This is a genomic window from Empedobacter sp. GD03865 (assembly GCF_029840775.1).
In the GTDB taxonomy this organism is placed as follows: Bacteria; Bacteroidota; Bacteroidia; order Flavobacteriales; family Weeksellaceae; genus Empedobacter; species Empedobacter falsenii_B.
This window is the reverse complement of the sequence record NZ_JAOCDF010000001.1, coordinates 1-26,215: the sequence shown is the minus strand read 5'-3', so window position 1 is coordinate 26,215 and position 26,215 is coordinate 1. Positions and strand designations below refer to the sequence as shown.

33 protein-coding genes are annotated in these 26,215 nt (G+C 30.1%); 11 read left to right on the top strand and 22 right to left on the bottom strand.

Going from position 1 to position 26,215, the window contains the following annotated elements:
• Nucleotides 1–28 precede the first annotated feature (28 nt).
• A complete protein-coding gene (locus N5D46_RS00165; RefSeq protein WP_038334352.1) occupies nt 29–355 on the top strand; it encodes a DUF493 family protein in 327 nt (108 codons plus the stop codon).
• A 500-nt stretch (nt 356–855) separates the two neighbouring features.
• Here N5D46_RS00165 and N5D46_RS00160 read toward each other — a convergent pair whose 3' ends face one another.
• The 6 genes from N5D46_RS00160 to N5D46_RS00135 form a co-directional block, all read right to left on the bottom strand.
• Entirely contained in the window at nt 856–1,347 is a 492-nt protein-coding gene (locus tag N5D46_RS00160) for a 3'-5' exonuclease (RefSeq protein ID WP_038334348.1), read from the bottom strand.
• A 3-nt stretch (nt 1,348–1,350) separates the two neighbouring features.
• Nucleotides 1,351–2,265, bottom strand: coding sequence for a tRNA (adenosine(37)-N6)-dimethylallyltransferase MiaA (gene miaA / locus N5D46_RS00155; protein ID WP_125349391.1), 915 nt, complete (start codon nt 2,263–2,265; stop codon nt 1,351–1,353).
• A gap of 95 nt (nt 2,266–2,360) precedes the next feature.
• Nucleotides 2,361–2,822, bottom strand: a complete 462-nt coding sequence (locus N5D46_RS00150) for a MaoC family dehydratase (RefSeq protein ID WP_038334338.1) — start codon at nt 2,820–2,822, stop codon at nt 2,361–2,363.
• Between the two features lie 163 nt (nt 2,823–2,985).
• Nucleotides 2,986–3,339: a YkvA family protein gene (locus N5D46_RS00145; RefSeq protein WP_115000587.1), complete on the bottom strand. Its 354-nt coding sequence runs from the start codon at nt 3,337–3,339 to the stop codon at nt 2,986–2,988.
• 101 nt (nt 3,340–3,440) lie between these two features.
• A complete protein-coding gene (locus tag N5D46_RS00140) occupies nt 3,441–4,085 on the bottom strand; it encodes a peptidylprolyl isomerase (RefSeq protein ID WP_280048870.1) in 645 nt (214 codons plus the stop codon).
• A 60-nt stretch (nt 4,086–4,145) separates the two neighbouring features.
• Entirely contained in the window at nt 4,146–4,361 is a 216-nt protein-coding gene (locus tag N5D46_RS00135) for a hypothetical protein (RefSeq protein WP_038334324.1), read from the bottom strand.
• Nucleotides 4,362–4,472: 111 nt separating this feature from the next.
• On the opposite strand from N5D46_RS00135, the gene N5D46_RS00130 reads away from it, so the two are divergent.
• From N5D46_RS00130 to N5D46_RS00110, 5 genes are all read left to right on the top strand, one after another.
• Entirely contained in the window at nt 4,473–5,174 is a 702-nt protein-coding gene (locus tag N5D46_RS00130) for a DUF1826 domain-containing protein (protein ID WP_115000583.1), read from the top strand.
• A 157-nt stretch (nt 5,175–5,331) separates the two neighbouring features.
• Nucleotides 5,332–5,571 carry a hypothetical protein gene (locus N5D46_RS00125; protein ID WP_038334320.1) on the top strand — a complete coding sequence of 80 codons (240 nt, stop codon included), beginning with the start codon at nt 5,332–5,334 and terminating at the stop codon, nt 5,569–5,571.
• Complete coding sequence (locus N5D46_RS00120) at nt 5,559–6,287, top strand: hypothetical protein (protein WP_280048869.1); 729 nt, start codon at nt 5,559–5,561, stop codon at nt 6,285–6,287. The genes N5D46_RS00125 and N5D46_RS00120 overlap by 13 nt, the downstream gene beginning before the upstream one ends.
• Before the next feature lie 85 nt (nt 6,288–6,372).
• Nucleotides 6,373–6,702, top strand: a complete 330-nt coding sequence (locus N5D46_RS00115; protein ID WP_115002063.1) for a translation initiation factor — start codon at nt 6,373–6,375, stop codon at nt 6,700–6,702.
• A gap of 65 nt (nt 6,703–6,767) precedes the next feature.
• Nucleotides 6,768–7,640 carry a nucleoside phosphorylase gene (locus tag N5D46_RS00110; RefSeq protein ID WP_115000579.1) on the top strand — a complete coding sequence of 291 codons (873 nt, stop codon included), beginning with the start codon at nt 6,768–6,770 and terminating at the stop codon, nt 7,638–7,640.
• A 71-nt stretch (nt 7,641–7,711) separates the two neighbouring features.
• On the opposite strand, the gene recN is transcribed toward N5D46_RS00110, so the two are convergent.
• The 8 genes from recN to N5D46_RS00070 all read right to left on the bottom strand — a co-directional run bounded on the left by recN (nt 7,712) and on the right by N5D46_RS00070 (nt 14,890).
• Nucleotides 7,712–9,370 (bottom strand): DNA repair protein RecN, encoded by a 1,659-nt coding sequence (gene recN / locus N5D46_RS00105; protein ID WP_280048868.1) that lies wholly within the window; start codon nt 9,368–9,370, stop codon nt 7,712–7,714.
• Nucleotides 9,371–10,279 (bottom strand): DUF4835 family protein, encoded by a 909-nt coding sequence (locus N5D46_RS00100; RefSeq protein WP_115000576.1) that lies wholly within the window; start codon nt 10,277–10,279, stop codon nt 9,371–9,373.
• Nucleotides 10,280–10,287: 8 nt separating this feature from the next.
• Nucleotides 10,288–11,487 (bottom strand): bifunctional phosphopantothenoylcysteine decarboxylase/phosphopantothenate--cysteine ligase CoaBC, encoded by a 1,200-nt coding sequence (gene coaBC, locus N5D46_RS00095; RefSeq protein ID WP_280035658.1) that lies wholly within the window; start codon nt 11,485–11,487, stop codon nt 10,288–10,290.
• Nucleotides 11,487–11,810, bottom strand: coding sequence for a DNA-directed RNA polymerase subunit omega (locus N5D46_RS00090; protein WP_019973784.1), 324 nt, complete (start codon nt 11,808–11,810; stop codon nt 11,487–11,489). Before N5D46_RS00090 ends, coaBC begins: the two co-directional genes overlap by 1 nt.
• Before the next feature lie 27 nt (nt 11,811–11,837).
• A complete protein-coding gene (gene bamD, locus N5D46_RS00085; protein WP_038334250.1) occupies nt 11,838–12,719 on the bottom strand; it encodes an outer membrane protein assembly factor BamD in 882 nt (293 codons plus the stop codon).
• Between the two features lie 81 nt (nt 12,720–12,800).
• A complete protein-coding gene (locus N5D46_RS00080) occupies nt 12,801–13,307 on the bottom strand; it encodes a ferritin (protein ID WP_125349386.1) in 507 nt (168 codons plus the stop codon).
• Between the two features lie 12 nt (nt 13,308–13,319).
• Entirely contained in the window at nt 13,320–14,198 is an 879-nt protein-coding gene (dapA, locus tag N5D46_RS00075) for a 4-hydroxy-tetrahydrodipicolinate synthase (protein WP_280048867.1), read from the bottom strand.
• 224 nt (nt 14,199–14,422) lie between these two features.
• Nucleotides 14,423–14,890 carry a hypothetical protein gene (locus N5D46_RS00070; RefSeq protein WP_280048866.1) on the bottom strand — a complete coding sequence of 156 codons (468 nt, stop codon included), beginning with the start codon at nt 14,888–14,890 and terminating at the stop codon, nt 14,423–14,425.
• Between the two features lie 218 nt (nt 14,891–15,108).
• Between N5D46_RS00070 and N5D46_RS00065 the strand changes: the two genes are divergently transcribed.
• The gene (locus tag N5D46_RS00065; protein ID WP_280035666.1) at nt 15,109–15,765 is read left to right on the top strand and encodes an HAD family hydrolase; all 657 of its coding nucleotides are present in this window, start codon (nt 15,109–15,111) and stop codon (nt 15,763–15,765) included.
• 10 nt (nt 15,766–15,775) lie between these two features.
• Here the strand turns inward: N5D46_RS00065 and N5D46_RS00060 are convergent, their stop codons facing one another.
• The 5 genes from N5D46_RS00060 to N5D46_RS00040 all read right to left on the bottom strand — a co-directional run bounded on the left by N5D46_RS00060 (nt 15,776) and on the right by N5D46_RS00040 (nt 20,187).
• Nucleotides 15,776–17,545 carry a hypothetical protein gene (locus tag N5D46_RS00060; protein ID WP_280048865.1) on the bottom strand — a complete coding sequence of 590 codons (1,770 nt, stop codon included), beginning with the start codon at nt 17,543–17,545 and terminating at the stop codon, nt 15,776–15,778.
• 66 nt (nt 17,546–17,611) lie between these two features.
• Entirely contained in the window at nt 17,612–18,070 is a 459-nt protein-coding gene (locus N5D46_RS00055) for a hypothetical protein (RefSeq protein ID WP_152606127.1), read from the bottom strand.
• 9 nt (nt 18,071–18,079) lie between these two features.
• Nucleotides 18,080–18,688 (bottom strand): fumarylacetoacetate hydrolase family protein, encoded by a 609-nt coding sequence (locus tag N5D46_RS00050; RefSeq protein WP_038334221.1) that lies wholly within the window; start codon nt 18,686–18,688, stop codon nt 18,080–18,082.
• Between the two features lie 3 nt (nt 18,689–18,691).
• Nucleotides 18,692–19,450, bottom strand: coding sequence for a 3'-5' exonuclease (locus N5D46_RS00045; RefSeq protein ID WP_180904396.1), 759 nt, complete (start codon nt 19,448–19,450; stop codon nt 18,692–18,694).
• The gene (locus tag N5D46_RS00040; protein WP_280048864.1) at nt 19,447–20,187 is read right to left on the bottom strand and encodes a CDP-alcohol phosphatidyltransferase family protein; all 741 of its coding nucleotides are present in this window, start codon (nt 20,185–20,187) and stop codon (nt 19,447–19,449) included. Before N5D46_RS00040 ends, N5D46_RS00045 begins: the two co-directional genes overlap by 4 nt.
• Nucleotides 20,188–20,292: 105 nt before the next feature.
• Here N5D46_RS00040 and N5D46_RS00035 point away from each other — a divergent pair, with 105 nt between their 5' ends.
• On the top strand, nt 20,293–21,393 hold the full coding sequence (locus tag N5D46_RS00035; protein WP_260391952.1) for a PorV/PorQ family protein: 1,101 nt from the start codon (nt 20,293–20,295) through the stop codon (nt 21,391–21,393).
• 244 nt (nt 21,394–21,637) lie between these two features.
• Here the strand turns inward: N5D46_RS00035 and N5D46_RS00030 are convergent, their stop codons facing one another.
• Both N5D46_RS00030 and N5D46_RS00025 read right to left on the bottom strand, forming a co-directional pair.
• Entirely contained in the window at nt 21,638–22,066 is a 429-nt protein-coding gene (locus N5D46_RS00030) for a hypothetical protein (RefSeq protein WP_280048863.1), read from the bottom strand.
• 96 nt (nt 22,067–22,162) lie between these two features.
• Nucleotides 22,163–22,978, bottom strand: a complete 816-nt coding sequence (locus N5D46_RS00025; RefSeq protein ID WP_280048862.1) for a hypothetical protein — start codon at nt 22,976–22,978, stop codon at nt 22,163–22,165.
• A gap of 124 nt (nt 22,979–23,102) precedes the next feature.
• Between N5D46_RS00025 and N5D46_RS00020 the strand changes: the two genes are divergently transcribed.
• From N5D46_RS00020 to N5D46_RS00010, 3 genes are all read left to right on the top strand, one after another.
• Nucleotides 23,103–23,516, top strand: a complete 414-nt coding sequence (locus N5D46_RS00020) for a DoxX family protein (protein ID WP_125349377.1) — start codon at nt 23,103–23,105, stop codon at nt 23,514–23,516.
• Nucleotides 23,513–24,214, top strand: coding sequence for a peptide deformylase (gene def, locus N5D46_RS00015; protein ID WP_280048861.1), 702 nt, complete (start codon nt 23,513–23,515; stop codon nt 24,212–24,214). Before N5D46_RS00020 ends, def begins: the two co-directional genes overlap by 4 nt.
• A gap of 75 nt (nt 24,215–24,289) precedes the next feature.
• A complete protein-coding gene (locus N5D46_RS00010) occupies nt 24,290–25,075 on the top strand; it encodes an alpha/beta hydrolase (RefSeq protein WP_125349375.1) in 786 nt (261 codons plus the stop codon).
• 37 nt (nt 25,076–25,112) lie between these two features.
• On the opposite strand, the gene N5D46_RS00005 is transcribed toward N5D46_RS00010, so the two are convergent.
• The coding region (locus N5D46_RS00005) for a DUF6438 domain-containing protein (protein ID WP_280048860.1) at nt 25,113–26,215 on the bottom strand (1,103 nt) is incomplete at its 5' end.

The window sequence follows — 26,215 nt, the reverse complement described above, 5'->3', positions numbered from 1 at the left end:
TTGACATTGTAACAAAAAAATAATAGATATGGACACAAATAGAGATTATACATTCGAAGAAATACCAGATAGCTCTCACAATGAGCAAGATTTTTATGCAAAATTCAAAGAAAGATTAGATGATGTACAAAAATTTCCAACAGATTATTTGTTCAAATTCATTTATCCTTCAAGTGAAGAAACGATGAAAAAAATCAAAGATATTTTTGCAGGAACGAATGCTGAATTTGATTACAAAGCTTCAAAAAATAGAAAATATACATCTATTTCGATTAAACTTTATGTGATTGATGCGGATACAGTAATCAATTATTACAAAGAAGTTTCGAAGATAGAAGGCGTTATTATGTTATAAGAAAAGGTTGCAAATGCAACCTTTTTTTATGTTTTTAAAAAGAGTAGGGGAGGAATCAATTTTTCAATTTTGAAATTAATGTTCCCAGAGTAACCCTCTTTATTATGTTAAATACATAATGTGATTATTTTACTTCTTCGATAAAAATCCAATTGAAATCAATTTTTTAAATTATTAATTTTTTTTTCAACTTGTAAAGGTTTATCAGAACTAAATTTCAGTTTAAACTTCATTTTATAAAATTTTGAAAGTTAATTTTCAAAATTTTGCATTCTCAATTCATTTCATAAAATCAACTTATTTAGAATAGAATTTTTGCTTTATTAAATTTTCTTAGAAAAGTGAATTATTAAAGTTGTTATTAATCAATTTTAAATACTTGTAAATAATTGTAAATACTTACAAATATTTGTAAATGGTTATATTACTGAATGTGAATTTATTGTAATTTTTGTAAAAATTATTTTTAAACGATTAATCAGATAAATTTTTAGTAAAAACTATTTTAATAAGTATAATTGAGCACAAACTTTTGCATCAGATAAAGCTTCATGATGGTTGAGTTGAAGATTAAATCGGCGAGCACAATCGGATAATTTTGTAGGAACAATTCCTTTCTGTTTGAAAATTCTGTATGTACATTCCCACTTTTCGGCAAGGTTAAGTTGAGAGTAATTGAGGCTATAAAACTCCATTGTATTCTTCAAAACAGAACGATCAAACGATTCGTTATGTGCAACAACAAGCTGATTTTGTAAACGATGTTTGATTTCAAAATAGACGTCTTCAAAACTTGGTGCATCAATTGTGTCTTCGGGACGAATTCCATGAACCAAAATATTATGATAATTATATTGATTTTGTGGTGGTTGAATTAACGTGTAATACTCGTCTGTAATCACATTATCTGTCACAGTTACAATTCCAACCGCGCAAGCAGAATTACGATAATTGTTTGCAGTTTCGAAATCGATGGCAACAAAATTTTCCATAATTTATATTTTGTTCGATATAAAATTAATGATATTTTCTTGTTCGAAAGGAGAAAACCAATTGACAGTTTCATCTTTTTTGAACCATGTCATTTGACGTTTTGCAAAACGTCTTGTATTCTTTTTGATTTCTTCTATTGCAAAATCCAATGTAATTTTCTCTTCAAAAAAGTCGAACAATTCTCGATAACCAACAGTTTGCAAAGCATTCAAATCTTTTAAAGGAAATAAATTTTTTGCTTCATTTAATAAACCTTCGTTCATCATAATATCAACTCGACGATTGATTCGGTCGTACATTTCTTCGCGAGGAAGTTCTAAACCGATTTTAATTATGTTAAATGGACGTTTGTTCAAATCTTGATTTCTGAAGTTAGAGAAAGGTAAACCCGAAGATCTAAAAATTTCTAAAGCACGTGTTACACGCTGTTTATTGAAAATATCAACTTCTTCAAAATACTTTGGATCGACTTCTTGCAATTCTTTTTGCAATTTTTCAATTCCAAATTCAGCAAGCTCATTATTCAAATCTTCTCTAATTTTAGGATTAACATCAGGAAATTCGTCAAAGCCAACTGTGATCGCTTTTTCATATAAACCAGATCCACCAACCATGACGCAAATGTCATTTGTTTTGAAATAATTATTCAAAAAAGCTAAGCCATCACGCTCAAAATCACCAACCGAATATTTTTCGTGAATAGAAATATTTTGAATAAAATGATGCTTCACTTCAGTCAATTCTTCCTCAGAAGGAACAGCAGTTCCTATCTTCATTTCTTTGAAAAATTGACGACTATCACAAGAAATAATTTCGGATTGAAAATGTTTTGCAACTTCTATTGCCAAATTGGTTTTACCAATTGCAGTTGGTCCAACAATAGAAATTAAGGTTTTATTATTTTGAATTTTTTGCATGTTATATGAAATCGAGCGCAAGATACTTCGATATTTTATGAAAAGAAAAAGCTTCTATAAAAAATAGAAGCTTTGTAAATTATATTGATCTTTAATTAATCATTAAAGTGGTAAAGGAAAACCACATCAGCCGTATAAGCAGGTTTCGGATTATCTTTAATTTCTAAATTTGCTTCGATGACAACTTTTGCAATTCCTCTCAAATTAGTAATAGATTTCAATTTTGCAGTTAATCTTACCTCACTATCAACCAAAACAGCTTGTCCAAATCTCAAATTTTCAATTCCATAATTGATTAACATTTTGATGTTGCGCACTTCCGCAATTTGATCCCACAAATGTGGAATTAAAGATAGCGTTAAATAACCATGCGCTATTGTTTTTTTGAAAGGTCCTTCGTTAGCTGCTTTTTCAGGATCTGTATGAATCCATTGATGATCTAAAGTTGCATCAGCAAAGCGATTGATTTGTTCTTGATTTATTATATGCCAGTCAGATTTACCGATTTCTTTACCTTCGAAAGCTTTGTATTCATCGAAATTATTAATAATTACCATTATTCAGGTGTTTTAGTTTTTAGTATTGTATTGCTCAAATCTAATGAATAATCGTCAGATAATAAATTTTATTTATGAGAAAGAGAGCATTTTTTGAATAATCTAAAAATAAAAAATCCGACTGAAAATTCAATCGGATTTTTTATAGCTATTTAATTTATAGCTACTCAATAATTTTTGCATCTTCAACATTTGCATAGGCTCTTTGCGTATCTCTCCATGCAAGATATTTAATAATTTCTTTGTTGAAATATTTCATTCCAAAAAGTAAAATCCCAAAATCATCTATCAAACCAAAAGGTCCAAATAGCGCTTCTGGAATAATATCAATAGGAGAAATAATGTATAAAGTTGCTACAAATCCAAGAAATAAATTCATGTTGTCAGGTTTATAACTTCCTTTTTTGTAATCACCTAACATATTGAAAAAAGCCTTTACTTTTTCAAAAAAAGATTTGTCTTTTTGAGCTGCCATTGCTGCTTCTCCAGCGACTTTAAAGAATTTTGATTTTTTCATTTCACAAAATATGTTTTAAAAACGTATTATGTATTACAAAGTACATGCCAAAACATTTAAATTGATTTTTGTGTCATGTTAAAACTTTATGTTACATTGTTTTACTTGTTTTTCTTTTTCAGTTTAATGATTTTTGCATTCAATATTCTGTCAAGCTTTGGATATCTTTCGCGCATTAATTTTGTGCTGTTAAAAATTTCTTCATCTTCCATTGTTTGTCCAGCGTAACCATCATACAAACTTTCTACAACATTCATTCCGTTCACCACTTTTCCAAAACTTGGAAAACCTACTACATCATTGGAATTGATTGTATCCAAACGATGATTATCTTTCAGATTAATAAACAAATCCAAATCTCTTGAGTTTTTTCCTGCGCGCGCAAAACTCAAAGCTCCTTTACTATTTCCAGCAATAACAGGTTCATCTTCTACAATAAACTTTTTCCATTGATTAGAAACAATTGTGTCTGTATTTCCAAATTGGGCGACAAAATTCGGAACAACACGATAAAAAGTTCCATCTTCGAAAAAATTGTATTTAACCAATTGATAAAAACGATCAACAGCTTTTGGCGATAACTTTCTTTCAACTTCGATATCAATATTTCCTTTTGTTGTTTCAAATCGAGCAACAAAATTTTCTGGCGCTTGTTTTGTTGTCCATTTTTTATGAAAAACCGTCTTGCTAGAAGTACAAGCCGAAAGCGTAATAAGTGTAAATAATGCTAGAGTAATTTGTTTCATGTTTTAATTTTGTGGATTAAACTTAAACAAAAAACGACACTTAGCGTAAGTGTCGTTTCATTATTTTTGCAATTCTTGTTCAATTTTAAAAAACCATTCTGTTTTCTGGTTATAAACTTCCGCTTCGGCAAGCATATAATGTGCTTCTTTGGTTTCTTCATATTTCACGCGATCCATCGTTTCTGGGTTGAAAGGCGGTAAAGGTTGCACTTCTGCACTAAAAGTTTTGGTGTGGCCTTTATATGTAAATGTTTTGGTGATAATTTCTTTTTCCATTGTCTTTTAATCTTTGGTAAAAATACAACTTTTGCAACGGAGAATTTACATTCGGAATAATTTAATTTTTAGGCTGAATTATTTTTTGATAAATAGTAATTTTGCAGCTATATGATTACTCAAAATAATTCTAATCAACAACAAGTTCTTGTCGTTTCTTCGTTTGATGAACTTGTACATACAGCTTTTTCTGGGAAAAATAATGCGATAAATTGGCGGCGAAATTTAGAAGGTGATTTTGAGGAAATTGTGAATCAATTGATTTTAAAGGATGATATTACTGTTATTTCTATTGCTGATTTGAATGATTTAGATTTATCTAATGAAGGAATTAAAGCGAGAAATATTTTGATCAATGATTTACAACAATTAACTGTTTTTGGCGCTTCGCCAACTTTAAACTTACTGAAATGTTATGAACGCGATACTGAATTTGATTTTATTTCGACAGATGTTTATTCATTTCACGTTGATCGTTCGCTAATTCCTACGGATACTTTTTTGTGCACTTACTATGGCGCTTCCAGTGATATTGTTGCAAATGAAGATGTGGAACAAAAAATTTTGATTCCAGAAATTAGAGAAAAACTATTCGAATTATATGATGGATACATTGATGGTTTTGAAGATTTTTTGAAAGAATATTTCTTTGATTTGCATTATCAAATTCGTCCAGGTGTTGAACCAATTAATTTAGGATTAGGAAATCTTTGGCGATTGGCAGTTGATCATCCAGAACAAAAAGTTTTGCCTTGTGTACATCGCGCGCCGAAAGAAAATAAAGATGAATATCGATTATTGTTAATCTGTTAGGAATAAATTAATCAAATAACTATTAATAAAAATTATATAATTTAGATTCAAAAGATTAGGCTTTTGAATGAAGTCAAGCTTTTATTATTACAATGGTTTCACTAAATTTGCGTACATTTATTGATGAATAATTATTGTTAATTTAATTTCTATTATTATGAACAAAGAATCAGATATACTAAAATTAGAAGAAGCAGGAGCGTTAAATCGTTTAGCTAAATCTGCATCACAAGCTGCTATTAGAGTTTCAGAAGCATTAGATTTATCAGTTCAATATGTTCAAGGAAATCGAATCATCGAGAGAAAACCTAATGGAGAAATTAAGGTGATTAAAACAATAGATCGAATAAAAGTTCCAGCTGAATTGAAAAAAGGAGCTAAATTATGTCTAAAATAAAACGTTTACGCGTTTTTGCTGGTCCAAATGGATCTGGAAAGTCTACTTTATTCGATTCAATCTCATCAAAATTTAATGCTGGATATTTTATCAATTCAGATTTGATTGAGAAAGAAATTTCTTCAAAAGGTTTTATTGATTTGGATCGATATGAACTAAAACTTACCGAAAAAGATTTTGAAGATTTCAAAGCTGAGCCTGCTTCAATTTCATTATTCGAAAAAGCAAATAATGAAGGAAAAGCAATTGATGTGCAGTTTCGAAATAATGTTTTGGTTGATAAATCTAAGTCTACACATAGTTACGAAGCATCTTTTATTACTTCATTTATCCGAAAACACTTATTGATTAAAGGTAAATCTTATTCATTTGAAACGGTAATGAGTCATCCTTCTAAAATTGATGAAATAGTGGATGCTAAAAATCGTGGTTTCAAAACATATATGTATTTTGTCTGTATTGAAGATCCTTTGATTAATATTTCTCGAATTGAAAATAGAGTAGAAAAAGGTGGTCACGCTGTACCAGATGAAAAGGTGATTAAACGATATCATTCTACTTTAATGAATTTATTTCCAGCTTTAAAAATTGTAGATAAAGGCTATATTTTTGATAATTCAACTCAAGAAATGAGATTATTTGCACAAGTTAAGAGAAATGAACTTGAAATAGTTTCGGATAAAGTTCCAAATTGGTTTATAAAACAACTGCAATAAAAATTTTATCTTTGTAATTATAATGGTACAAATGGACGAATTCCAATTTAAAACGCCATTTATTACAAAGATTACATCAAATACTATGGATTTACAAGATCAATTAAAAAATCTTTTTCCTGATCATATACCTGAGCCAGAAGAAGTATCAAATGAAGAACAACATGAGTTATGGATTCAGAAAGAACCATTGATTTGTAAGTTTGAGAAACGAAAAGGGAAAATAAATACAATTATAGAAGGTTACGAAGGAGAAACAGAAGATTTCAAACTTTTAGCAAAAGAAATTAAGCAATTTTTGGGTGTTGGAGGTAGTTTTAAAGACGAACAAATCATCATTCAAGGAGATTATCGCGATAAGATTATGGCTTTCCTGAAAGATAAAGGATTTAAAGTGAAAAGAGTAGGTGGTTAATAATTTCTTTACAATTATTACTGATAAAAATTGTATATTGTTCTCTTATTTTTAATTATAAAATCATGAGTAAAGCAGCATCAGAATTAGTTTTAAATGCAGACGGAAGTGTTTACCATTGTAATATAAGACCAGAGCATTTAGCAGATACTATTATAACTGTTGGTGATCCAAATCGTGTCGAAAAAGTTTCAAGACATTTTGATACAATCGAGCAGACAGCAAGCAAAAGAGAAATTGTGACGCATACAGGAACGTTGAATGGTAAACGTTTAACAGTTATTTCGACTGGTATGGGAACGGATAATATTGATATTGTTTTATCTGAGTTAGACGCTTTGGCTAACATCGATTTGGAAACTGGTGAGATCAAAAAAGATTTCAGAAAATTATCATTTGTTCGTATGGGAACTTCTGGAGCTTTGCAAGCGGATATTCCTGTTGATAGTTTCGTTATTGGTTCTCACGGTTTAGGTTTAGATGGACTTTTGCATTATTATGTTGGGAGTGAAGCGGTGATGAATAAAGAGGTAGAAGATGCTTTTATTAAACATGTTGATTGGTCGCCGAATAAAGCGCGTCCATATTTAGTAAAAGGATCTGATTTGTTATTAGATAAATTAGCTTCTGAAAAAACAATTCAAGGAGTAACAGCTACAGCTTGTGGTTTTTACGGACCTCAGGGACGTTATTTGAGATTGCAACCAAATCCAGCTGATATTAATGAGCGTTTAACAACTTTTAATTACGAAGGTTTAAGAATCTCTAATTTTGAGATGGAAACTTCTGCAATTTATGGATTATCAGCAATGATGGGACATGAAGCATTGTCGATAAATGCAATTGTTGCAAATAGAATTTTAGGTGAATTTAGTGCTGATTCTTACAAAGCAGTTGATGCAATGATTGAATATTCGTTAGAAAGATTAACAAAATAATTTCGGAATCATATAAAACAAAAGCTCGAGAATTTTCTCGAGCTTTTTTGATTTTATATAATTTAAGAATTTTAATTCAAATTCATTAATTCTTTTGCTTGATTGATTGCTGCATCTGTCAATTCTGAACCAGAAATCATTTGTGCAATTTCTTCTAAACGTTGTTGTTGAGATAATTCAATAACGTTTGTTTGCGTTGTTTCGTTTACGACTTCTTTGTAAACTTTTAGCTGATAATTTCCTTTTGAAGCGACTTGTGGCAAATGCGTAATCACTAAAAGCTGCATATTTTCTGCCATTGTTTGCATTACTTTTCCTGTTTCATTTGCAACTTTTCCAGAAATTCCTGTATCTATTTCATCTAAAATCAACGTTGGTAAATGTTGATGAGTTGCCAATAATTTTTTAATCGCTAACATCAATCGAGACCGTTCTCCACCAGAAACAGATTTCTCAAAAATACGCGGTTCCATTCCTTTATTTGCTGAGAATAGAAACAAAACTTCATCTTTTCCAGTTGCTGTAAAATCTGTTGTTTCGTTTAATTGAATGGTTAATTGAGAATTTTCCATTCCCAATTGTGACAACGTATTCAAGATATTTTTTCGGATAATTTCGATAGAAGAAATTCTATTTTTTCTAATTTTAATTACTTGTTTTTCAAGTTTTTCTGAAATTGAATTCAATTCTTTATTTAAGTGAATAATTAAATCACTCAAATTATCAAAACCAGAAGTTTGACTTTCTAATTCGTCACGTTTTGCAATTAATTCTTCAACAGAAATCACATTATGTTTACGCAATAATTTATGAATCAAATCGTAACGATCTGTAATTTCTTGTAATCTTTCAGGATTAATTTCAGTCGAATCTATCAAACTACTCATTTCACCAGAAATATCTTGCAATTCTATTTTAGAAGAAATTAATCGTTCGTAAATAGAATTGTATTGTGAATTATAATCCGAAATTTTATTCAATTTATTGCTTGCTTCATTCAATTGAGAAATTATTCCCATTTCAGGATGCTCCAAAAATTGGTAAGTTTCATTCAAAGTCGAAATAATTTCTTCTACGTTTGACAAAGATTTTATCTCGATTTCCAACTCTTCTAATTCCTCATTTTTTAGCGAAGCATTGTTCAGTTCTTCCCACAAATGCAATTTATATTCTAAATCTTGAGATTGATTTTCTAACGAATTTTGAGCGTCTTTTATCTTTTTCTTCGTAGAAATATAGTGGTTAAAATCCTTCTTATATTCTTTCAATAAGTCTTTATTTTCTCCGTAAATATCCAACATCGAAAGTTGAAAATCAGCTTCAAAAATTTTAGGTGTATTAAATTGAGAATGAATATCAATCAATAATTCTGATAATTCTTGCAAAATAGAGACTTTAACAGGCGTATCATTGATAAAAGCGCGCGATTTCCCAGATGGTAATAATTCTCTTCTCAGAATAGATTCGTCTTCGTAATCCAAATCATTTTCTTCGAAAAAATCATTTAATTCAAGATTTTTTATCTCAAAAACAGCTTCGATAATACATTTTTCATCAATATTTTTCAAGGCTTTTAAATCGGCACGTTCGCCTAAAACTAATTTTAAAGCACCTAACAAAATCGATTTTCCAGCACCAGTTTCACCGGTAATTGTGGTCATACCTTGATGAAAATCAATCTCCAATTGATCGATAATGGCAAAATTATTAACGCGAAGAGTTTTTAACATTTACTTTTTCAATTTATTCCAATAATTGTCGTTGTATTTTGGCGCGATTGAATTTAAAATTCCTTTTAGTTTTTCGATATTCACCGTAGAAACCTGTCCGCCTGAAAATACTTGACTAATTTCGCTATTTTTTGCTGTTAAGAAAAGTTCTAGCGGATAAAATTGAGAATAATTTCCTCTTTGGTAAAATTCTAATTGCAATAACGTATTTCCAATCGCATTTTTACCACGAACTTCGTTTTCAGACATAATGTCTAAGCCGTTTCTATGATATTGATAGATAATATTTCGAAGTGTAGAATTATCCGATTTTAGAATATTGTTAATTAAAGCTGTGCGCGATTTTATTCCATCTAATTCGCTCCAACCAGAGAAATTATTGTTCGCTTGACCGAAATCTGCAATTTTCTTCGCCATTTTGAAATACTCTGTTCCGCCTTCTTTCGCAAATGTATCTGCATCATATCCCAAAACTAAATAAATGTAATACGTCAATACATCTGTCAAATTTTTTCCACTGAATTTTCGATCATTGAAAATTAACTCTTCAGATTCTTGGTATTGAAACGTAAAATTATCGTCAGATAAATTAAGAACAGGCGTATAGTACGTTGAGTTAAAAACAGGACGACGAGATTGTACCAAAATAGTACCTTTCATTCTGTTTCCCTCACGTTCCGTTACATTGATGACGAAACTAGCTTCAATTCTTTCGTATGTTTTTAAACGATCATTTGTCCATTTTGTTGAATTAATAAACGTTTTTAATGATCTTTCTAAAGTTTGATAAACCTGTGTATTAGATCCCTGAACCTGAGAATAATCGACTTTTACATCTGCAATAATATTTTGCGAGAAAGCCGAAATAGCTAAACACGACGAAAAGAAAATTGAGGCTAATTTCTTCATAATAAATTTTATAACTTATTTAAAATGACATTCAAAATATCTTTTGCAACATCTGTTTTTGATTTTGCATCAAATTGTTGCATCGATAAATCTTTATCAATAATTGTAATTTTGTTTGTATTCTTCTGAAAACCAGCTTCTTTATCTTGCATCGAATTAAGAACAATAAAATCAAGATTCTTTTTGGCTAATTTTTTCTTTGCATATTCTTCTTCGTTATTCGTCTCTAATGCAAAACCAACCAATAATTGATGTGTTTTGATTTCGCCTAACGATTTTAGAATATCAGGATTTTTCACCAATTCGATAATTAAATTATCATCGTTTTCTTTCTTAATTTTATGCTCAGCCATTTTTTTTGGACGATAATCTGCAACAGCCGCTGACATTACCACAGCATCAGCATCAGCAAAATTAGCGTGCATCGCTTCGTACATATCACGAGCAGAAACAACATTTATTCGATCGATAGGAAAACCTGTAACAGATTCGTGACTTGGACCACTAACCAAGGTAACTTTTGCACCCAAATTAGCAGCAGCTTTTGCAATCTCGAATCCCATTTTTCCCGAAGAATAATTACCTATAAAACGAACAGGATCTAAGTTTTCGTATGTAGGACCAGCAGAAACTACTACTTTTTTTCCGTGAAGTGGGAGAGTAGCTTCGATTGTACTTTCCAAAAACGCAATAATGTTTTCAGGTTCAGCCATTCTACCTTCTCCAATTAATCCACTTGCTAATTCTCCAGCTTCAGCAGGAATACAAATATTTCCGAAAGATTCTAATTTAGCAATATTTTCTAAAGTTGATGGATGTTTGTACATATCCAAATCCATTGCTGGAGCAAAATATACAGGACATTTAGCCGAAAGATAAGTTGCTAGAACTAAATTATCACATGTTCCATCTGCCATATGTGACAACGTATTTGCTGTGCAAGGTGCAATAATCATATAATCTGCCCAAAGAGCATATTCCACATGATTATTCCAATCCCCTTTATCACCGAAAAATTCCCATTCGACAGGATTTTTAGAAAGTGTGGAAAGTGTAAGTGGAGTAACGAAGTTTTGAGCTTCTGGCGTCATAATAACTTTAACATCAGCTCCTTTTTTGATTAGCCCTCTAACAAGAAAAGCGGCTTTGTAGGCCGCTATTCCGGCAGAAACTGCCAAAAGAATTTTTTTACTATGTAAAACAGACATTATTTATCCTCATTTGGATTTCTGTAATATACGTCATTGTCTAACCATTCCTTAACCGCAATAGAAGTCGGTTTAGGTAATCTTTCGTAGAATTTTGAAACTTCGATTTGCTCTCTATTTTCAAAAACTTCTTCTAAAGAATCTGTATGTGCAGCAAACTCATCCAATTTCTGAATTAATTCAGTTTTCATTTCTTGGTTGATTTGTTCTGCTCTTTTACCCATAATTACAATCGATTCGTATAAGTTTCCTGTTTTCTCATCGATTTTATTACGATCATAAGTTTGTGTTGTTGGTGCTGCACCGATATCCTTGAAATTCATAATGAAAGAATTTTATATATTTTACTATTATTTATTATTTTGCTCTTTGCTTAATTCAGCTTGATCAGCTTCAAATTTCTTTTTAGCTACTTCTATATCAGCTAATTGTTTTTTAGTCTCAACCATATCTTTGTCGATTTTCTCCATCAATTTATCAGCTTCTGCTTTAAATTTTGTTTGCGGATAATATCTTGTTAACAAAAGATATTGCGTTCTGGCATCTTGTAAACGTAAATCTTTGTTCTCGATACGAGAGAAATTTAACGCCAATTCTGTTTTAGAACGTAATGAATACATCATTGCTTCTTCACGAAATTTAGAATCTGGATATTCATCAACCATATTGTCAAAAGAAACTCCAGCAGCCTTATATTTCATTGTTTTGTAATAAACTTTTGAAATTTCGAAAGACTTTAACTCTAATTTTTGTCTAAGTTCTGTAATATAATTATTCGCTTCTGCAACGTGTGCTGATTCTGGATACGAATTGATAAATCCTTGTAACTCACTGATTGCTGTATATGTACTTGTTTGATCCAAGTCATATTTTGGCGAATCTTTGTAATAAGAAAATGCAGATTTGAACAACGCTTCTTCTGCGCGGCTATCCATAGGATAAGCTCCTGCAAAGCTTTTGAATTGATGTCCTGCTAAACGGAAACTTTTTTCGTTAAAGTTACCTTGTGCCATATTATAGGCAATGTCCGCAGATTTTTCTGTTCCTACAAATGATGTAGAAATTTTTTCATACAATTCGTTTGCCAAATCATATTTACCATCTTGATACAATTGTGTAGCCAATGTAAAGATTTCGTCTTTATCCGTACTTTTCATCGCTTTGTTATAGGTCTTGTTACAAGACACTAAAGAAGCGCCAATTAAAACTACTAAGCTTAGTTTTTTAAACATTCTGCAAATTTAATAAAATTTGAGGACTAAAGTATAAAATATTTTTTTCTTATCCTCTTAATAAAATCTCAAAGTTTTGATTTATTCCGCTGTTGCGTCTACGCTTAACGTAACTACGTCACGGTCAAATAGATATAAACCTCCCTTGTCAGATCCGATCATTTCTAACTTATCTAAGATATTTCTTGCTAATTTTTCTTCCTCAATTTGCTCAGAAACATACCATTGCAAGAAATTGTGAGTTGAATAATCTCTTTCTTCTAATGTTAAGCCTACAATGTCGTTAATTGATTCAGATACAAAGCATTCGTGATTTAAAATTGCAGTAAAAACTTCTTTCAATGTTGTGAAATCTTGTTTTGGTTCTTCAATTTGTGGAACAAACGCTTTTCCGCCTCTTTCGTTAATAAATTTAATTAATTTTAACATATGCATACGTTCTTCGTCTGCATGCGAGTACAAGAAATTTGCAGTTCCTTCCAAACCTTTCACTTCTGCCCAAGAAGCCATAGCTAAATATAATTGAGAAGAATCTCCTTCTAATTTGATTTGTTTGTTTAATGCGTCTAATATTGTATCTTTTATCATAGCTTTATTTTTTTAGATGTTTGATAATAATTGGTTAATTTTTGTTGTCAAGTTAGCTGATGCTGGAACTAAAGGTAATCTTGTAAATGGTTTACAAACGCCTTTGTTATCTAAAACAGCTTTTATTCCGCAAGGATTTCCTTCCTCGAAAATAGCACGTGTAATTTCTACAACTTTGTAATGACCTTCGTAAGCAGCAACAACTTCTTTGTTGATTGCTTTACGAATCATATCTGTAAAAACAGTTGGAACACCTTGTCCGATAACAGAAATAACACCAGAACCTCCAGCTAAAGTCATTGGTACAGCGAATTCATCATCACCAGAAATAATATTGAAATCTTCGCGTGTATTTTTACGAATAATATCTGTTGATTGTAAGAAATCTGGTGAAGCTTCTTTAATTGCAACAATATTTTTGAATTCATTTGCTAAACGAATTGTTGTATCTGCTGAGATATTAGAACCCGTTCTACCAGGAACATTATACAAAATAATGTTGGCATCTGTACTTTCTGCAATCGCTTTATAATGTTGGTAAATCCCTTCTTGATTTGGTTTATTATAATAAGGAGAAACTGTAAGAACTGCGATATAATCACTTAAATCTGTTTCTTGATATTCATTAATAACTTCTGCCGTATTGTTACCTCCAATACCCAAAACCATCGGAACACGATTAGCATTCGCCTTCTTTATTGTTTCGATTACCTGTTTCTTTTCATCCTTTGTAAGTGTTGCTGCTTCTGCAGTAGTTCCTAAAATAACTAAATACTCAACACCGCCATCGATACTATAGTTTACTAAATTTTCTAATGCAGCATAATCTACGGTACCATCTTGTTGAAAAGGCGTAACCAAAGCAACTCCTGTCCCAATTAATTGTTTCATCTTCTATAAATGTTATTAAATCTAATACTAAGTTAAAATTCGGAATTATATCTTGAATAATCAAATAATAGTGTTAATCTATAATTGGTCTTAGATAAAATCCAAAATCTTTCAAAAATAACGATTAATTCAGAGGAATAAAATTAATTTATGTATAGATTATATGATTTTACTTATAAAAAAAGCCACTCAAGTGAGTGGCTTACTATATTTTTAACGTTTGATTAGTTAAATGTGTATTTAAATCCTAAAGAAAAACGACCAGCTTCGAAGTTAGAATCGTTTGTTAAGTTCCACCATGGTTTCCAATCAAAATGTAAAGCCAATGGAGCAGAAGGAATTTTGTATTCTAAACCAGCTTGCGGACGAATTGCAAAATAAGTTTTGTCCTCAAATTTACCTCCATCTACAAAAGATAATTGAGGTCCAACACCAACATACCATCCTAATCCATTTGCACCAGAAAAAGGTTGATTATACGTATAATCTGCACCTAAAACAGTAATGTTATCTCCAAACATAACTTGTACGTTACCCGCATTTTTACCATCAAAAGAGTGCTTGAATTGTGGACCTACGAGTGTCTCTCCGTCTCCTAAATCTACAACAACACCTAAAGCATTTTTATAGTTTTGAGCATTTACTTGAGAAATTCCTAATGCCATTACAGCTACTAATAATACTTTTTTCATTTTTATCAAATTTTCAGTTTTAACTTTGTTATGCCAAGAATTTTACAAAAAGCGTGCAAATGTTATCTTAATGTTAAGTTTTAACATAAGTATTGTTGTTTGGTTTCGGATATAACCCTTTATATCAGTAATATAATCGATTAATTTAAAATCATTCTAAAGTTTAAACTTTTACATCATTTTCTTAAAAAAGTTAATTTTGTAGAAACAAAATAATAATGATTAAAACTGTAATTTTCGATATGGACGGCGTAATCGTCGATACAGAACCAGTACATAAATATGCTTATTTCGAACATTATAAAGAACTAAATATTCCGGTTACGGAAGAATTATTTGCCACATTTACAGGACAATCGACAAAAAATGTTTATCAAATCTTGAAAGATAAATTCAATTTGAAAGATGAAGTGAACGATTTGGTTTTGAGAAAACGTACAATTTTTAATGAAGCTTTTGATACAAAACCAGATTTATATTTGATTGATGGTGTTGAGAGGTTGATTAGAGATTTATACAATAATGGAATTGAATTGATTTTGGCTTCATCGGCTTCAAAATCGACAATCGATCGTGTTTTTAATCGTTTTGAGTTGAATCAATATTTTACGCATAAAGTTTCTGGCGAAAACTTTCCGAAATCAAAACCAGATCCAGCCATTTTTCTGCATGCCGCTGATTTAGCAAAGTCCGAACATAGCGAATGTATTGTTATCGAAGATAGTAAAAATGGAGTAGAAGCGGCTTTACGAGCAAGTTTGTATTGTTTGGGTTACAAAAGTGTAAATTCGAAACAACAAGATATTTCAAAAGCAAATTGTATTGTTGATGATTTTAATGCGATTGATGCGAATTTTATCAAAGAATTAAATTAACAATTTAAGATTAATCAATAATTCTAAATTGTTTCATTAAGAAAATGGCATTCATCATTTTGGTTGTGCCTTTTCTTAATTTATAATCCGAATAATAATTGTTGTCCACGTTTTTTAATTCGAAACAATAATTAATAATATGATCCGGATTTTCACTTTCCATTTTCGTTAATTCCAAATCATGTGTCGCAATAAAACCAATCAATTTTGTGGGAGATTTGATTAATTTTTCTAAAAATTTCTGCGAACCAATTAATTTATCTTCCGAATTTGTTCCTTTTAAAATTTCATCTAAAATGATGATTTGTGGTTGATTATTTTCTAAACGTTCAATTAATATTTTCAATTTGTTAATCTCATTTTTGAAATAAGAATCGCCAGATGACAGATTATCAACCGTTCTGATACTTGTAAATAAATCCATTGGGTAAAATGACATTTTTTCTGCACTCACTTTTGCGCCATTCATCGCTAAAACCAAATTTGTTCCAACTGTTCTCAAAAAAGTACTTTTTCCAGCCATATTTGCACCTGTAATAATCGCAATATTGTTTGGACGATTGGTTTCCAAATCATTTTTCACAACTATTTTTTCATCTAATAAAGGATGAAAACCATTGATAATTTTTAATTCATACGGTTCTTCTACGATTTCGGGAAATGTAAATGAAGTATGTTTATCGTTGAATAGTGCAAATGAAACGAAGGCTTCTAATTTGGCTAATTCATCTAACCAAGGTTTGATTTGATGAACCGTTTTTTGAATTTCATTTTCAAATTTGATCGAATAATGTAATCGCCACAAGAAAAATGTATTCAACACAAAGCCTACAAGTGGGAAATTTGCTGCATCTAAAGTTTCTTTTGTTGAAGAAATTGTCTTGATTAAATCCGATGATTTGAAAGGATGTACAAACTTATTTTTAATTTCAGCGTTTAGTTTTGACTCAAATTTTTCCTCTTCAATATGTCGAAAAACTTCATATAAATTATCCAATTCATCTGCTTTCATTGTCGTGTACGCCGCAATTCGTCGAAGTTGTTGCTTATAAAACATGGAAATTGCATTCGGAATAATAACTGCACCCAAAATCCAATAAAAAACAATTTCTTTCGGAAAACTAATAATTGCTAAAGCGATAAAACATAAAATATTCAGAACAGAAATGATGATTGGAAGTAATTTTATTGAATTAGTATTGAATACACGATTTTCGAACACAAAAATTGAAGATTGATTCATGTTTAATCGCTTAGTAAACGTCAAAAATGTCACAATCCAATTTCTTTTTTCAGCCAATTCTTCAAAAGCATTTTGTCTATCAATAATTTCAGATTTGTTTAAAATCAAATTCGATAAAAAATGTTTGAGCTGTAAATTACCAATACGAGTTTGCGTTTTATTGATTCGATTGAAGATCGAATTTCCTTCCAGAATATCTAAATCTTTGTTGTAAACATTATTGAACTGAGAATTATCTTCAACAAATTGATCGATAGAATTATCAGTTTTTATTTGATTAATAATTTCTAATGCTTGGATGGAATAATTAAGTTGCGAAGAAATTTTAGAAGTTTTAACTACTAAAATGATAAAAACAATAAATAAAATAGAAGAAATAATCAAATATAAATTGTTGCTCGACGTAACATAAAGCAAGAAAAATACAACTGAAATAATAAATGCAATAAGCCTGATATTGCTAATTCTATTCTTTTTCGATTTCAATAAATCAAAATCATTTTGTAGTTTTTCTTCAATTTTTATATAGTCTTCCATTTTTAATTTTATTTCTGATTAAAGGTAGTGGTATAAACAATAAAAGAGCGAAATTTCGCTCTTTTATTATTTTTTAACTTCTTGAAATTGTTTTTCTGTAATTATTCCTTTTTCAACCATTTTAGAAAGCCAATCAATAATTTCCTGCTTTTCTTTAGATTTTAATTGTGAAAGATTAATTGTTGAATAATTTCCAATATCATTTTCTATTCCATATTTCTCAGTTATAGCATCCAAATAATCTATATAAGCTTTTTCAAAGTGATATTTTTCTGCCATTATTTTTGAATAAACCATTAAAGAATCTGTTCTACCTTCAAAATTTGAATCTTTTAAATGATAAAATAATTCTGAATAAGCTTCTTCATCACCAAGTTTCTTCACTTTTGTAGTAATCGAATCGTAATTATCAGAAATTGAATTCATTGTTGTTACATTCTCGTGAATTATAGGTGTAACAATATTGTTTTCTTTTTTACAAGAAAACAATAAAAATATAATAATAAATGAAAATATGTTTTTCATTTTTAATGATTACAACACTTTTATTTCGAATACTTTTTCATCATTCAAATAACCTTCTAAGGTATCTTTTGAATTGATTTTAGAAACTCCAGCTGGCGTTCCTGTAAAAATTAAATCGCCTTTTTTCAAGGTAAAATATTTAGAACATTCTGCAATCAACGTATTGATATGAAAAATCATATCTTTTGAATTTCCTGTTTGCACGTTTTCTCCATTTCGATCTAATTTGAACGCTAAATTCTCTAAATCAAAATTTTCTTTTGGATAGAAATCCGAAGCAAATGCAGAACCATCAAAAGCTTTTGCAATTTCCCAAGGAAAACGTTTTTCTTTTAATTCTTGTTGTACATCGCGCGCTGTAAAATCAATACCTAAACCGATTTCTGAGAAATAACGATCTGCAAATTGAGGCTGAATCATTTTTCCAACTCGATCAATTTTAATCACAATTTCCGTTTCGAAATGAACTTCTTTCGTAAAACTTGGAATCACAAAAGGAAAACCTTTTCTCAAAATTGCAGAATCTGGTTTCATGAAAAACATTGGAGATTCTGGAATTGGATTATTTAATTCTTTTGCATGTTCGACGTAATTTCGTCCGACACAAATAATTTTCATCGCTTAAAAACCGTTTTGTAATTTGATTCGTGTAAAAACTTTCTTTGTATATAAAGGAAAATCAGCATTCTGAATCCACGAATAATAACCTGGATCTTTCGCAAAAATATCCGTCACAACTTGTCCTTTATATTTACCAAACGAAATAATTTCTTGGTCTTTATCATTGTACTGAATAAATCCAGCTAAATCAGCCGTTTTACGTTGAGATGAAAATTCGCTCAAAAATTTATTGTCATTTTCAAGTTCGTCATATTTCTCGATTTGCGCCATCAAAACTTCGTAAGTCGCAATTGTATCAGCTTCCGCAGAATGTGCATCAATCAAATCTTTATCACAATAATACTTATAAGCAGCGCTCAAATTACGAGGTTCCATTTTATGATAAATCACTTGCACATCAATTGGACGATGTTTTGATAAATCAAAATCAAACCCGTTACGCAATAATTCTTCTGCCAAAAGCGGAATATCAAAGCGATTTGAATTGTATCCAGCCAAATCAGAATCTTTAATCATTTCCATAATCGCAGGAGCAAGCTCTTTGAAAGAAGGCGCATCGGCAACATCTTCGTCAGAAATTCCGTGGATTAAAGTTGTTTCTGGTGGAATTGGAATTCCAGGATTAACTTTCCAAGTTTTTACTTCTTTCGATCCATCTGTCAAAGCTTTTACGATAGAGATTTCGACAATACGGTCTTTTGAAACATTAGTTCCTGTTGTTTCTAAATCAAAGAAACAGATATTTTTAGTTAATTTCATTTTGTAATTTCTTTTCTGAAAATGATTGAGATGATGATGTACAATAAGATGATTAGCGGAATTGCAGCGACTTGCAACCAAGCCACTAAACCTAATGTAATGATTAAGAAAATGTATTTATAATAATTTTCTGCCCAACTCAATCCTTTAAATTTTAAGGCAAATAATGGTAAATCGACAATTAATAAAACACTAAATACAATAGAAACGGCAATTAATAAATACGGATCAACAGATGGATTTATAATTTGTCCATTATTGTAATAGATAGAAAATAATGAGAAAATAAATAAGGTATTTGATGGTGTTGCCAAACCTTTGAAATACGTTGCTTGATCTTCATCTAAATTAAATTTTGCTAATCGTAACGCCGAAAAAGCAGGAACTAAAAAAGCATATAATGAAATTGCAGCAATTTTTAAATTCTCATTTTCATAAATAAAATCAGTTGAAAAATGATTAAACATCGAAAATAACATCAATCCTGGTACAACACCAAACGAAATACAATCTGCCAAAGAATCCAATTCTTTTCCAATCGGGCTACCAATATTCATTAGTCGTGCAACCATTCCGTCCAAAAAATCAGCAACTAATGAAATCAACATCAAAACCATCACAATTGTAACTGTGGTAGTTGTGATTTGAGCATTGCTCGAAATCATGAAAATGGCTGATAATACACCACATGAAAGATTAAGTAGTGTTAGAAAATTTGGAATTGTAAATAATTTCATAAATGAATTTTTCATCACAAAAGTACAAACAAAAATTAATCTGAATCCTTTTTAAACACAATAAAACCACTATTTTTGAGTTTTTATATTCGTAATTCATCAATTTTGAAAAAGACATTCCTTATATTATCTGTTCTAGCAAGTCAATTTGCTTTTTCTCAAACCACACGCAAATATTCGAACGAGTTTTTGAATATTGGTGCAGATGCGCGCTCGTTTGCAATGGGTAATGCGGTTGTGGCGAATATTGGAAATGCTAATGCGGCTTATTGGAATCCTGCTGGATTAACGGAAATTACCTATGATTGGGAAGCTGCAGCAATGCATGCTGAATATTTTCAGTCGATTGCGAAATTTGATTATGCAGCGGTTGCAATTCCGTTGAGAGAAAGTAATTCTACGATTGCATTTTCGTTTACACGTTTTGGTGTTGATGATATTTTGAATACAACAGAATTAATTGATAATCAAGGAAATATTAATTACGATAAAATCTCTAAATTTTCTACAGCAGACTATGCTTTAACAATGTCTTATGCGGGAAATGTCTTTAATAATAAAGATATTCAGTTTGGTGCAAATGCTAAAATCGTTTATCGACATATTGGGAAATTTGCGCAAGGATTTGGTTTCGGTTTAGATCTTGGTTTGCAATATCGTACCGATAATAAAATGTATTTTGGTTTGATGGCGCGCGATATTACAACAACTTTCAATGCGTGGAGTATCAATAAACAAAAGGTAAAAGAAATCACGATTGACGAACCAAATAATGAAGGTGAGCCAACAATTTTGAATGATTTACCTGGAGAGAATATCGAATTAACAATGCCTAAATTGCAATTTGGAGTTGGAAAGCGTTTTGATTTTAATGAACGAGTTTCGTTATTGGGAGAGGTTGATATAAATATCGAATTTCAACAAACGAATGCCGCAATTTCTGGAAAAGGATTTTCGATTTCGCCACAAGTTGGTCTTGAATTAGGTTATGATGACATGGTTTTTGTACGTGGAGGATTGAACAATTTACAGAAGATTTCGCAATTTGATGGAAAAGATAAAACTCAAATTCAGCCAAATGTTGGGGTAGGTTTCAAATACAAAGGAATCTCGATTGATTATGCTTTGACAAACTTTGGAGACAGCGGTTTGGGATTGTATTCTAACATTTTCTCAGTCCGTTTCGAGATGGATAAATGGAGATAAATAAGTTTTACCCATAATTATATTGATAGGTATATTTTTCTGAATATTGATATTTTATACTCTGTCAAGTGTTTCCAAAAGCGTTTGGGCTTTGTAACATCGAATTTTTCCTTGTTTCAATTGTTGTCCAATTAAAATAAGACTCCCATAAAACATTATATTTTGGATCAGTCTTCGCAAAAAATAAATCTTAATAATCTTCTCAAAACGAATAAATATCGCTGAAAAAAGTTTAACAAAAAATTTAATCGTACTCTAAATTGATTAAAAGTTCAGTCTTTAATCGGCTGATAAAATTACAATCTAATTCAGCAAGAAGAATATCAATTAGTTGAGATAAAAAATCGCGATGAATATAATTAAACACAAAGGTTTTTTCATTGGTCATAAAATAAAAATCAAAATGACTAAAATAACCAGAAATTGATTTAATCTCTAATGTTGGAAGCTCTTCGGGCTGAAAAAAATCACTTAATTTTGCGCGATAATTATGGATTTTCTTGATAGAATTTGAAGTAGAATCAACATATTCTATATTCAAATCTTCAATTTCATCTGAATAGAATTGATACAAAAATTCATTTTTTGGATAATCATTAATGTACAAATTGAAACGATTATCTTTTTGGTATAACTGAAAAAGTCGATTAAATTCTTGCACATTATTGATCATAATATATGAAGTTAAATGATTGATTTGAATAAATTTAAAAACATTTAGTTAAATAATCAAATAAAAAAGAGCCAAATTAACTTGGCTCTTGTATTTCTAGTAACGTATTGTTCTTGTTGTATTTGAAATTGGTTGATCAATATCTTTGACGAATTGTGTTCGTTTGACCCAATTTTTATGATTATCATATTGATATTTAATCGTGGAAATATTCTTTACTTTTCCTGCTTCATCAATCACAGTTTCTTCAATAATATTATTGTTTTCATCAAATTTGCGAATATATTTATTGACTTGTTTATTGTCTTTGTCCACATAATTTTCCTCTATAGGATTGCCTTTCGCGTCGTTTTTATAATTCAACGTATAATTTCCTTGATTATATTTCACCAATGTTTTGACTAAAAATCCATTTTGATATTGAAACGTTTTCTCGATAAAAACATCCGAATCTTCCAATAAATTAGTTTCTCTTTCGTAAGTTACATTCTGATTTTGATCTAATTTATATTCCGTTTTAGAAACATTGACATCATTTTCGCTTTTCGTCACGATATAACCATCTGTTGTATATTCGTAATCAAAATTGAAAACTAAACTTTCGTCATTGTTTTTCATTTCTCTCGAAATCAATTTATTTGATTCATTGTAATTAAATGTTTCAGCAAAAGTTTTATTTCCAGCTTCATCAAAATAATCACGTTTTGTTGGATTTCCATCTTTATTATACGTTGATTTTGTGTAATATTCGGTTTCATAACCTTCGATAAACTTCATGCGAATACGTGCTTTTTGCATCGATTCTTCAATAAAAGTTGGATTTCCTAAAACATCATTTTGCTGTAATTCAGATTTTTGAGCAAATGCAAAACCTGAAAATAATATCGTAATTAAAGCAATGTTTTTTAACATATGTTGTATTTTTTTATTCTTGAATAGAAAGATTAACCAAAATTAATCCAAAAATGTAGATTTCTTGATCTATTTAAAGGTGAACGTAAAAACTAGAACTTATATTTGAAAAAAATTAAAAAAAATGAGCACAAAATTTAAACTTTTAGGAAATCAACCTGCATTTATCGATTTATCATTGTTATTAGTACGTTTAGCTGCTGGTGGATTTATGTTTACACACGGATTCGGAAAATTACAAAAATTAGTCAATGGTAATTTTGAATTTGGTGATCCAATTAGACTTGGACCAGAAGTATCTTTGGGTTTAACGGTTTTTGCAGAAATTCTTTGTGCTTCTTTAGTTTTAGTTGGATTATTTACTCGTTTAGCAGTGATTCCACTAATCATTACAATGTTAGTTGCGGTATTTATCGTACATGCGGATCATGATTTTGGTAAAAAAGAATTGGGATTATTCTATTTAATCAATTATTTAGTTATATTTTTATCAGGCGCAGGAAAATATTCTTTAGACAAATTGATACTTAAAAAATGATAAAAACATTAACCTATAGCTTATTGATTTGTTCTTCTGCATTATTTGCTCAATCAAAAAATATGAAAAACATTGTTTATACGCCATTAACAAAGGCAGAAACGACATTAATAAAAGAAAAGAATTCCTATGATCCTTTTCGTGTTTTATTAACGACTTCGGATGCAGATACAAAAATCTTAAAATCAATTTCTATTGATATTGATCCAAAAGATCCGTTAATCAAATTATTGGCCGATCGTATGTATGCGACTGTACAAGATGAGGCGAGTAAAGGTGTTGGAATTGCTGCTCCGCAAATTGGGATTAATCGCAACGCGGTTTGGGTGCAACGTTTTGATAAAGAAGGCGAACCTTTTGAGTTTATTATCAATCCAAAAATTACTTGGTATTCGGACATTGTTCGTCACGGTCGTGAAGGTTGTTTATCTATTCCTGATATTTTCGGAAAAGTGTATAGAAGCTTGGTTCTTCGATTGGAGTATTATGATTTGGATGGAAATTTTCATGATGAAACGGTAGAAGGTTTTACAGCGGTTATTTTTCAGCACGAATACGATCATTTAACAGGAACTTTATTTACGGATCGAATGAAAGAGCAAGAAAAGCTAAATTATGTGAAAGCTGAAGTAATGAACGATGTTTTTTACTTGAAAAAGGCAGGTTCTTTTATAGATGACGACGATGATGAAGATTAAAAATTTCTTAAAACGTAGAAATTATTATGCTTGGCATAGTTTTTAGTTTAATTTTGCAAAAACTTATTTAGAAAATTGTTAGCATACACTACATATAATCATCCAACGAGTACAGAATGGGTGACTTTTGTTCATGGAGCAGGAGGAAGTTCTACGATTTGGTTCAAGCAATTGCGTGAATTTCGCAAACATTTTAATGTTTTGTTAATGGATTTGAGAGGACACGGACGTTCTAAGAAAAACTTGAAAGCACTTTTTGAAAAACGTTATACTTTCAAATCAGTTTCAAAAGATGTCATTGATGTTTTAGATCATTTAAATATTGATAAAACGCATTTTGTTGGGATGTCTTTAGGAACGATTGTAATTCGACAATTGGCAGAAGATTATTCGGAGCGATTCAAATCAATGGTGATGGGAGGCGCTATTATGAAAATTAATTTCCAATGTCAATTTTTGATTAATGTTGGAAATACGTTCAAACATATGTTGCCTTATTTGATCTTGTATCGAATTTTTGCTTTCGCTATCATGCCAAAAAATACGCACAAAGAATCAAGGTTATTATTTATCAATGAAGCGAAAAAATTGTATCAAAAAGAATTTTTGAAATGGTTCAAACTTACTGCGGATGTCAATCCGTTGCTAAAATGGTTTCGAAAAGTTGAATTGAATATTCCGACTTTATATGTGATGGGAGCAGAAGATCATATGTTTTTGCCTTCGATTCAGGAATTAACAAAAGCACATACCAAACATTCAGAATTGATTGTTATCGAAGATTGTGGACATGTCGTGAATGTCGATCAACCACAAATTTTTAACGATAAAGTAATTGAATATATTCATCGAATTAAATAAAATAAACTAAAAAAAGCTTCTAATTAGGGAGCTTTTTTTAGTCTATATATCGTTGTATAAAATTATATCCTAAATCGTAATAATGTTTTTGATTATTTTCAAAAGTTAATTCAAATTGTTGACCATTTCCTTTTATACTAAGTAATTTACAAGGATTAATTTCTCCTAATTCTTCACCAAAATAATAGTAATAAAATTCTATTTTATAAGTTTGTTGATTTTTTATTGATATTTTATTTGAAGGATGCTTCATTAATTCTGTCCAAAATAAGAAAGTTTGTGCTTTGCTTAATTGTTTTCCATTAATATTGATTAAACTTAGTAGCGGGAAGTATTCAGATTCATGGTATTTCTTTTTATTACTCATTAACGAAACCGAATAACTAAGTGCTAACTCCAAATTCGAATAAGAAAAATTTATAGGATAAGCATAAACACGTATCGATTTTATAATTTTATTCTCCTTTATAACAAGTAATAAGTCTTCTGATTGATCTGTAATTTGTTCTTCATAATTATCTTTTAAAGAAAGTAAATCTGCGTCATTAATTTTCTGCTCTAAAAATTGATGAAATTTTTTATCTAATTTACCTTCAAAAACGCCTTTTTTTCCATTAAAAGCTTCATTTCCGCTAATTATAGTTCCATTTTTTTGAATAGCGATATTTATTATACTACAACTCCCGTAACAACCACTTGTCGTATAAATAATTTGATCATAATCCAATGGAGTTTTGGTATTATTATTTCTTCTTCCAAGTGTGTCAAGACTAGAATCACTATTATATTTAACAACCATTTCTTCTTTATTTATTGATAAAATTTTAAAAAATGGTTTTGGTTTATTGATAGAATCATAATAGTTAACTATTGAATCTTTTACATAGAGTTTGATTGAATTACCTAAAAATTTAGTAGGTATAAATTTCTTATACTCTCGACTTCCATAGGTTTCATAGATCCCATCATAATATCCGTTATTATTATATATTGAATCCTGATCGAATTTATAAATAACAGGATCTAAAACTGCCATTTTAGTTGACCAGACGCCTTGTATTTGTTCTAATAACTTATTGTCCGTTTCGGAATTATTTTTACAAGCATTAAAAGACAATATGAGTATTAAAATATAGATGT

Bases quoted from the DNA above. Each gene is read 5' to 3' on its own strand.
- N5D46_RS00135 (WP_038334324.1), bottom strand. From the start codon at position 4,361: ATGGAAAAAGAAATTATCACCAAAACATTTACATATAAAGGCCACACC.
- N5D46_RS00130 (WP_115000583.1), top strand. From the start codon at position 4,473: ATGATTACTCAAAATAATTCTAATCAACAACAAGTTCTTGTCGTTTCT.
- bamD (WP_038334250.1), bottom strand. From the start codon at position 12,719: ATGTTTAAAAAACTAAGCTTAGTAGTTTTAATTGGCGCTTCTTTAGTG.
- N5D46_RS00080 (WP_125349386.1), bottom strand. From the start codon at position 13,307: ATGATAAAAGATACAATATTAGACGCATTAAACAAACAAATCAAATTA.
- N5D46_RS00100 (WP_115000576.1), bottom strand. From the start codon at position 10,279: ATGAAGAAATTAGCCTCAATTTTCTTTTCGTCGTGTTTAGCTATTTCG.
- N5D46_RS00030 (WP_280048863.1), bottom strand. From the start codon at position 22,066: ATGATCAATAATGTGCAAGAATTTAATCGACTTTTTCAGTTATACCAA.
- N5D46_RS00110 (WP_115000579.1), top strand. From the start codon at position 6,768: ATGAGTAAAGCAGCATCAGAATTAGTTTTAAATGCAGACGGAAGTGTT.
- N5D46_RS00160 (WP_038334348.1), bottom strand. From the start codon at position 1,347: ATGGAAAATTTTGTTGCCATCGATTTCGAAACTGCAAACAATTATCGT.
- N5D46_RS00045 (WP_180904396.1), bottom strand. From the start codon at position 19,450: ATGAAATTAACTAAAAATATCTGTTTCTTTGATTTAGAAACAACAGGA.
- N5D46_RS00150 (WP_038334338.1), bottom strand. From the start codon at position 2,822: ATGGTAATTATTAATAATTTCGATGAATACAAAGCTTTCGAAGGTAAA.
- N5D46_RS00065 (WP_280035666.1), top strand. From the start codon at position 15,109: ATGATTAAAACTGTAATTTTCGATATGGACGGCGTAATCGTCGATACA.
- N5D46_RS00140 (WP_280048870.1), bottom strand. From the start codon at position 4,085: ATGAAACAAATTACTCTAGCATTATTTACACTTATTACGCTTTCGGCT.
- N5D46_RS00040 (WP_280048864.1), bottom strand. From the start codon at position 20,187: ATGAAATTATTTACAATTCCAAATTTTCTAACACTACTTAATCTTTCA.
- N5D46_RS00145 (WP_115000587.1), bottom strand. From the start codon at position 3,339: ATGAAAAAATCAAAATTCTTTAAAGTCGCTGGAGAAGCAGCAATGGCA.
- N5D46_RS00120 (WP_280048869.1), top strand. From the start codon at position 5,559: ATGTCTAAAATAAAACGTTTACGCGTTTTTGCTGGTCCAAATGGATCT.
- N5D46_RS00165 (WP_038334352.1), top strand. From the start codon at position 29: ATGGACACAAATAGAGATTATACATTCGAAGAAATACCAGATAGCTCT.
- recN (WP_280048868.1), bottom strand. From the start codon at position 9,370: ATGTTAAAAACTCTTCGCGTTAATAATTTTGCCATTATCGATCAATTG.
- dapA (WP_280048867.1), bottom strand. From the start codon at position 14,198: ATGAAACAATTAATTGGGACAGGAGTTGCTTTGGTTACGCCTTTTCAA.
- def (WP_280048861.1), top strand. From the start codon at position 23,513: ATGATAAAAACATTAACCTATAGCTTATTGATTTGTTCTTCTGCATTA.
- miaA (WP_125349391.1), bottom strand. From the start codon at position 2,265: ATGCAAAAAATTCAAAATAATAAAACCTTAATTTCTATTGTTGGACCA.
- N5D46_RS00090 (WP_019973784.1), bottom strand. From the start codon at position 11,810: ATGAATTTCAAGGATATCGGTGCAGCACCAACAACACAAACTTATGAT.
- N5D46_RS00055 (WP_152606127.1), bottom strand. From the start codon at position 18,070: ATGAAAAACATATTTTCATTTATTATTATATTTTTATTGTTTTCTTGT.
- N5D46_RS00070 (WP_280048866.1), bottom strand. From the start codon at position 14,890: ATGAAAAAAGTATTATTAGTAGCTGTAATGGCATTAGGAATTTCTCAA.
- N5D46_RS00020 (WP_125349377.1), top strand. From the start codon at position 23,103: ATGAGCACAAAATTTAAACTTTTAGGAAATCAACCTGCATTTATCGAT.
- N5D46_RS00125 (WP_038334320.1), top strand. From the start codon at position 5,332: ATGAACAAAGAATCAGATATACTAAAATTAGAAGAAGCAGGAGCGTTA.
- coaBC (WP_280035658.1), bottom strand. From the start codon at position 11,487: ATGTCTGTTTTACATAGTAAAAAAATTCTTTTGGCAGTTTCTGCCGGA.
- N5D46_RS00025 (WP_280048862.1), bottom strand. From the start codon at position 22,978: ATGTTAAAAAACATTGCTTTAATTACGATATTATTTTCAGGTTTTGCA.
- N5D46_RS00115 (WP_115002063.1), top strand. From the start codon at position 6,373: ATGGATTTACAAGATCAATTAAAAAATCTTTTTCCTGATCATATACCT.
- N5D46_RS00050 (WP_038334221.1), bottom strand. From the start codon at position 18,688: ATGAAAATTATTTGTGTCGGACGAAATTACGTCGAACATGCAAAAGAA.
- N5D46_RS00060 (WP_280048865.1), bottom strand. From the start codon at position 17,545: ATGGAAGACTATATAAAAATTGAAGAAAAACTACAAAATGATTTTGAT.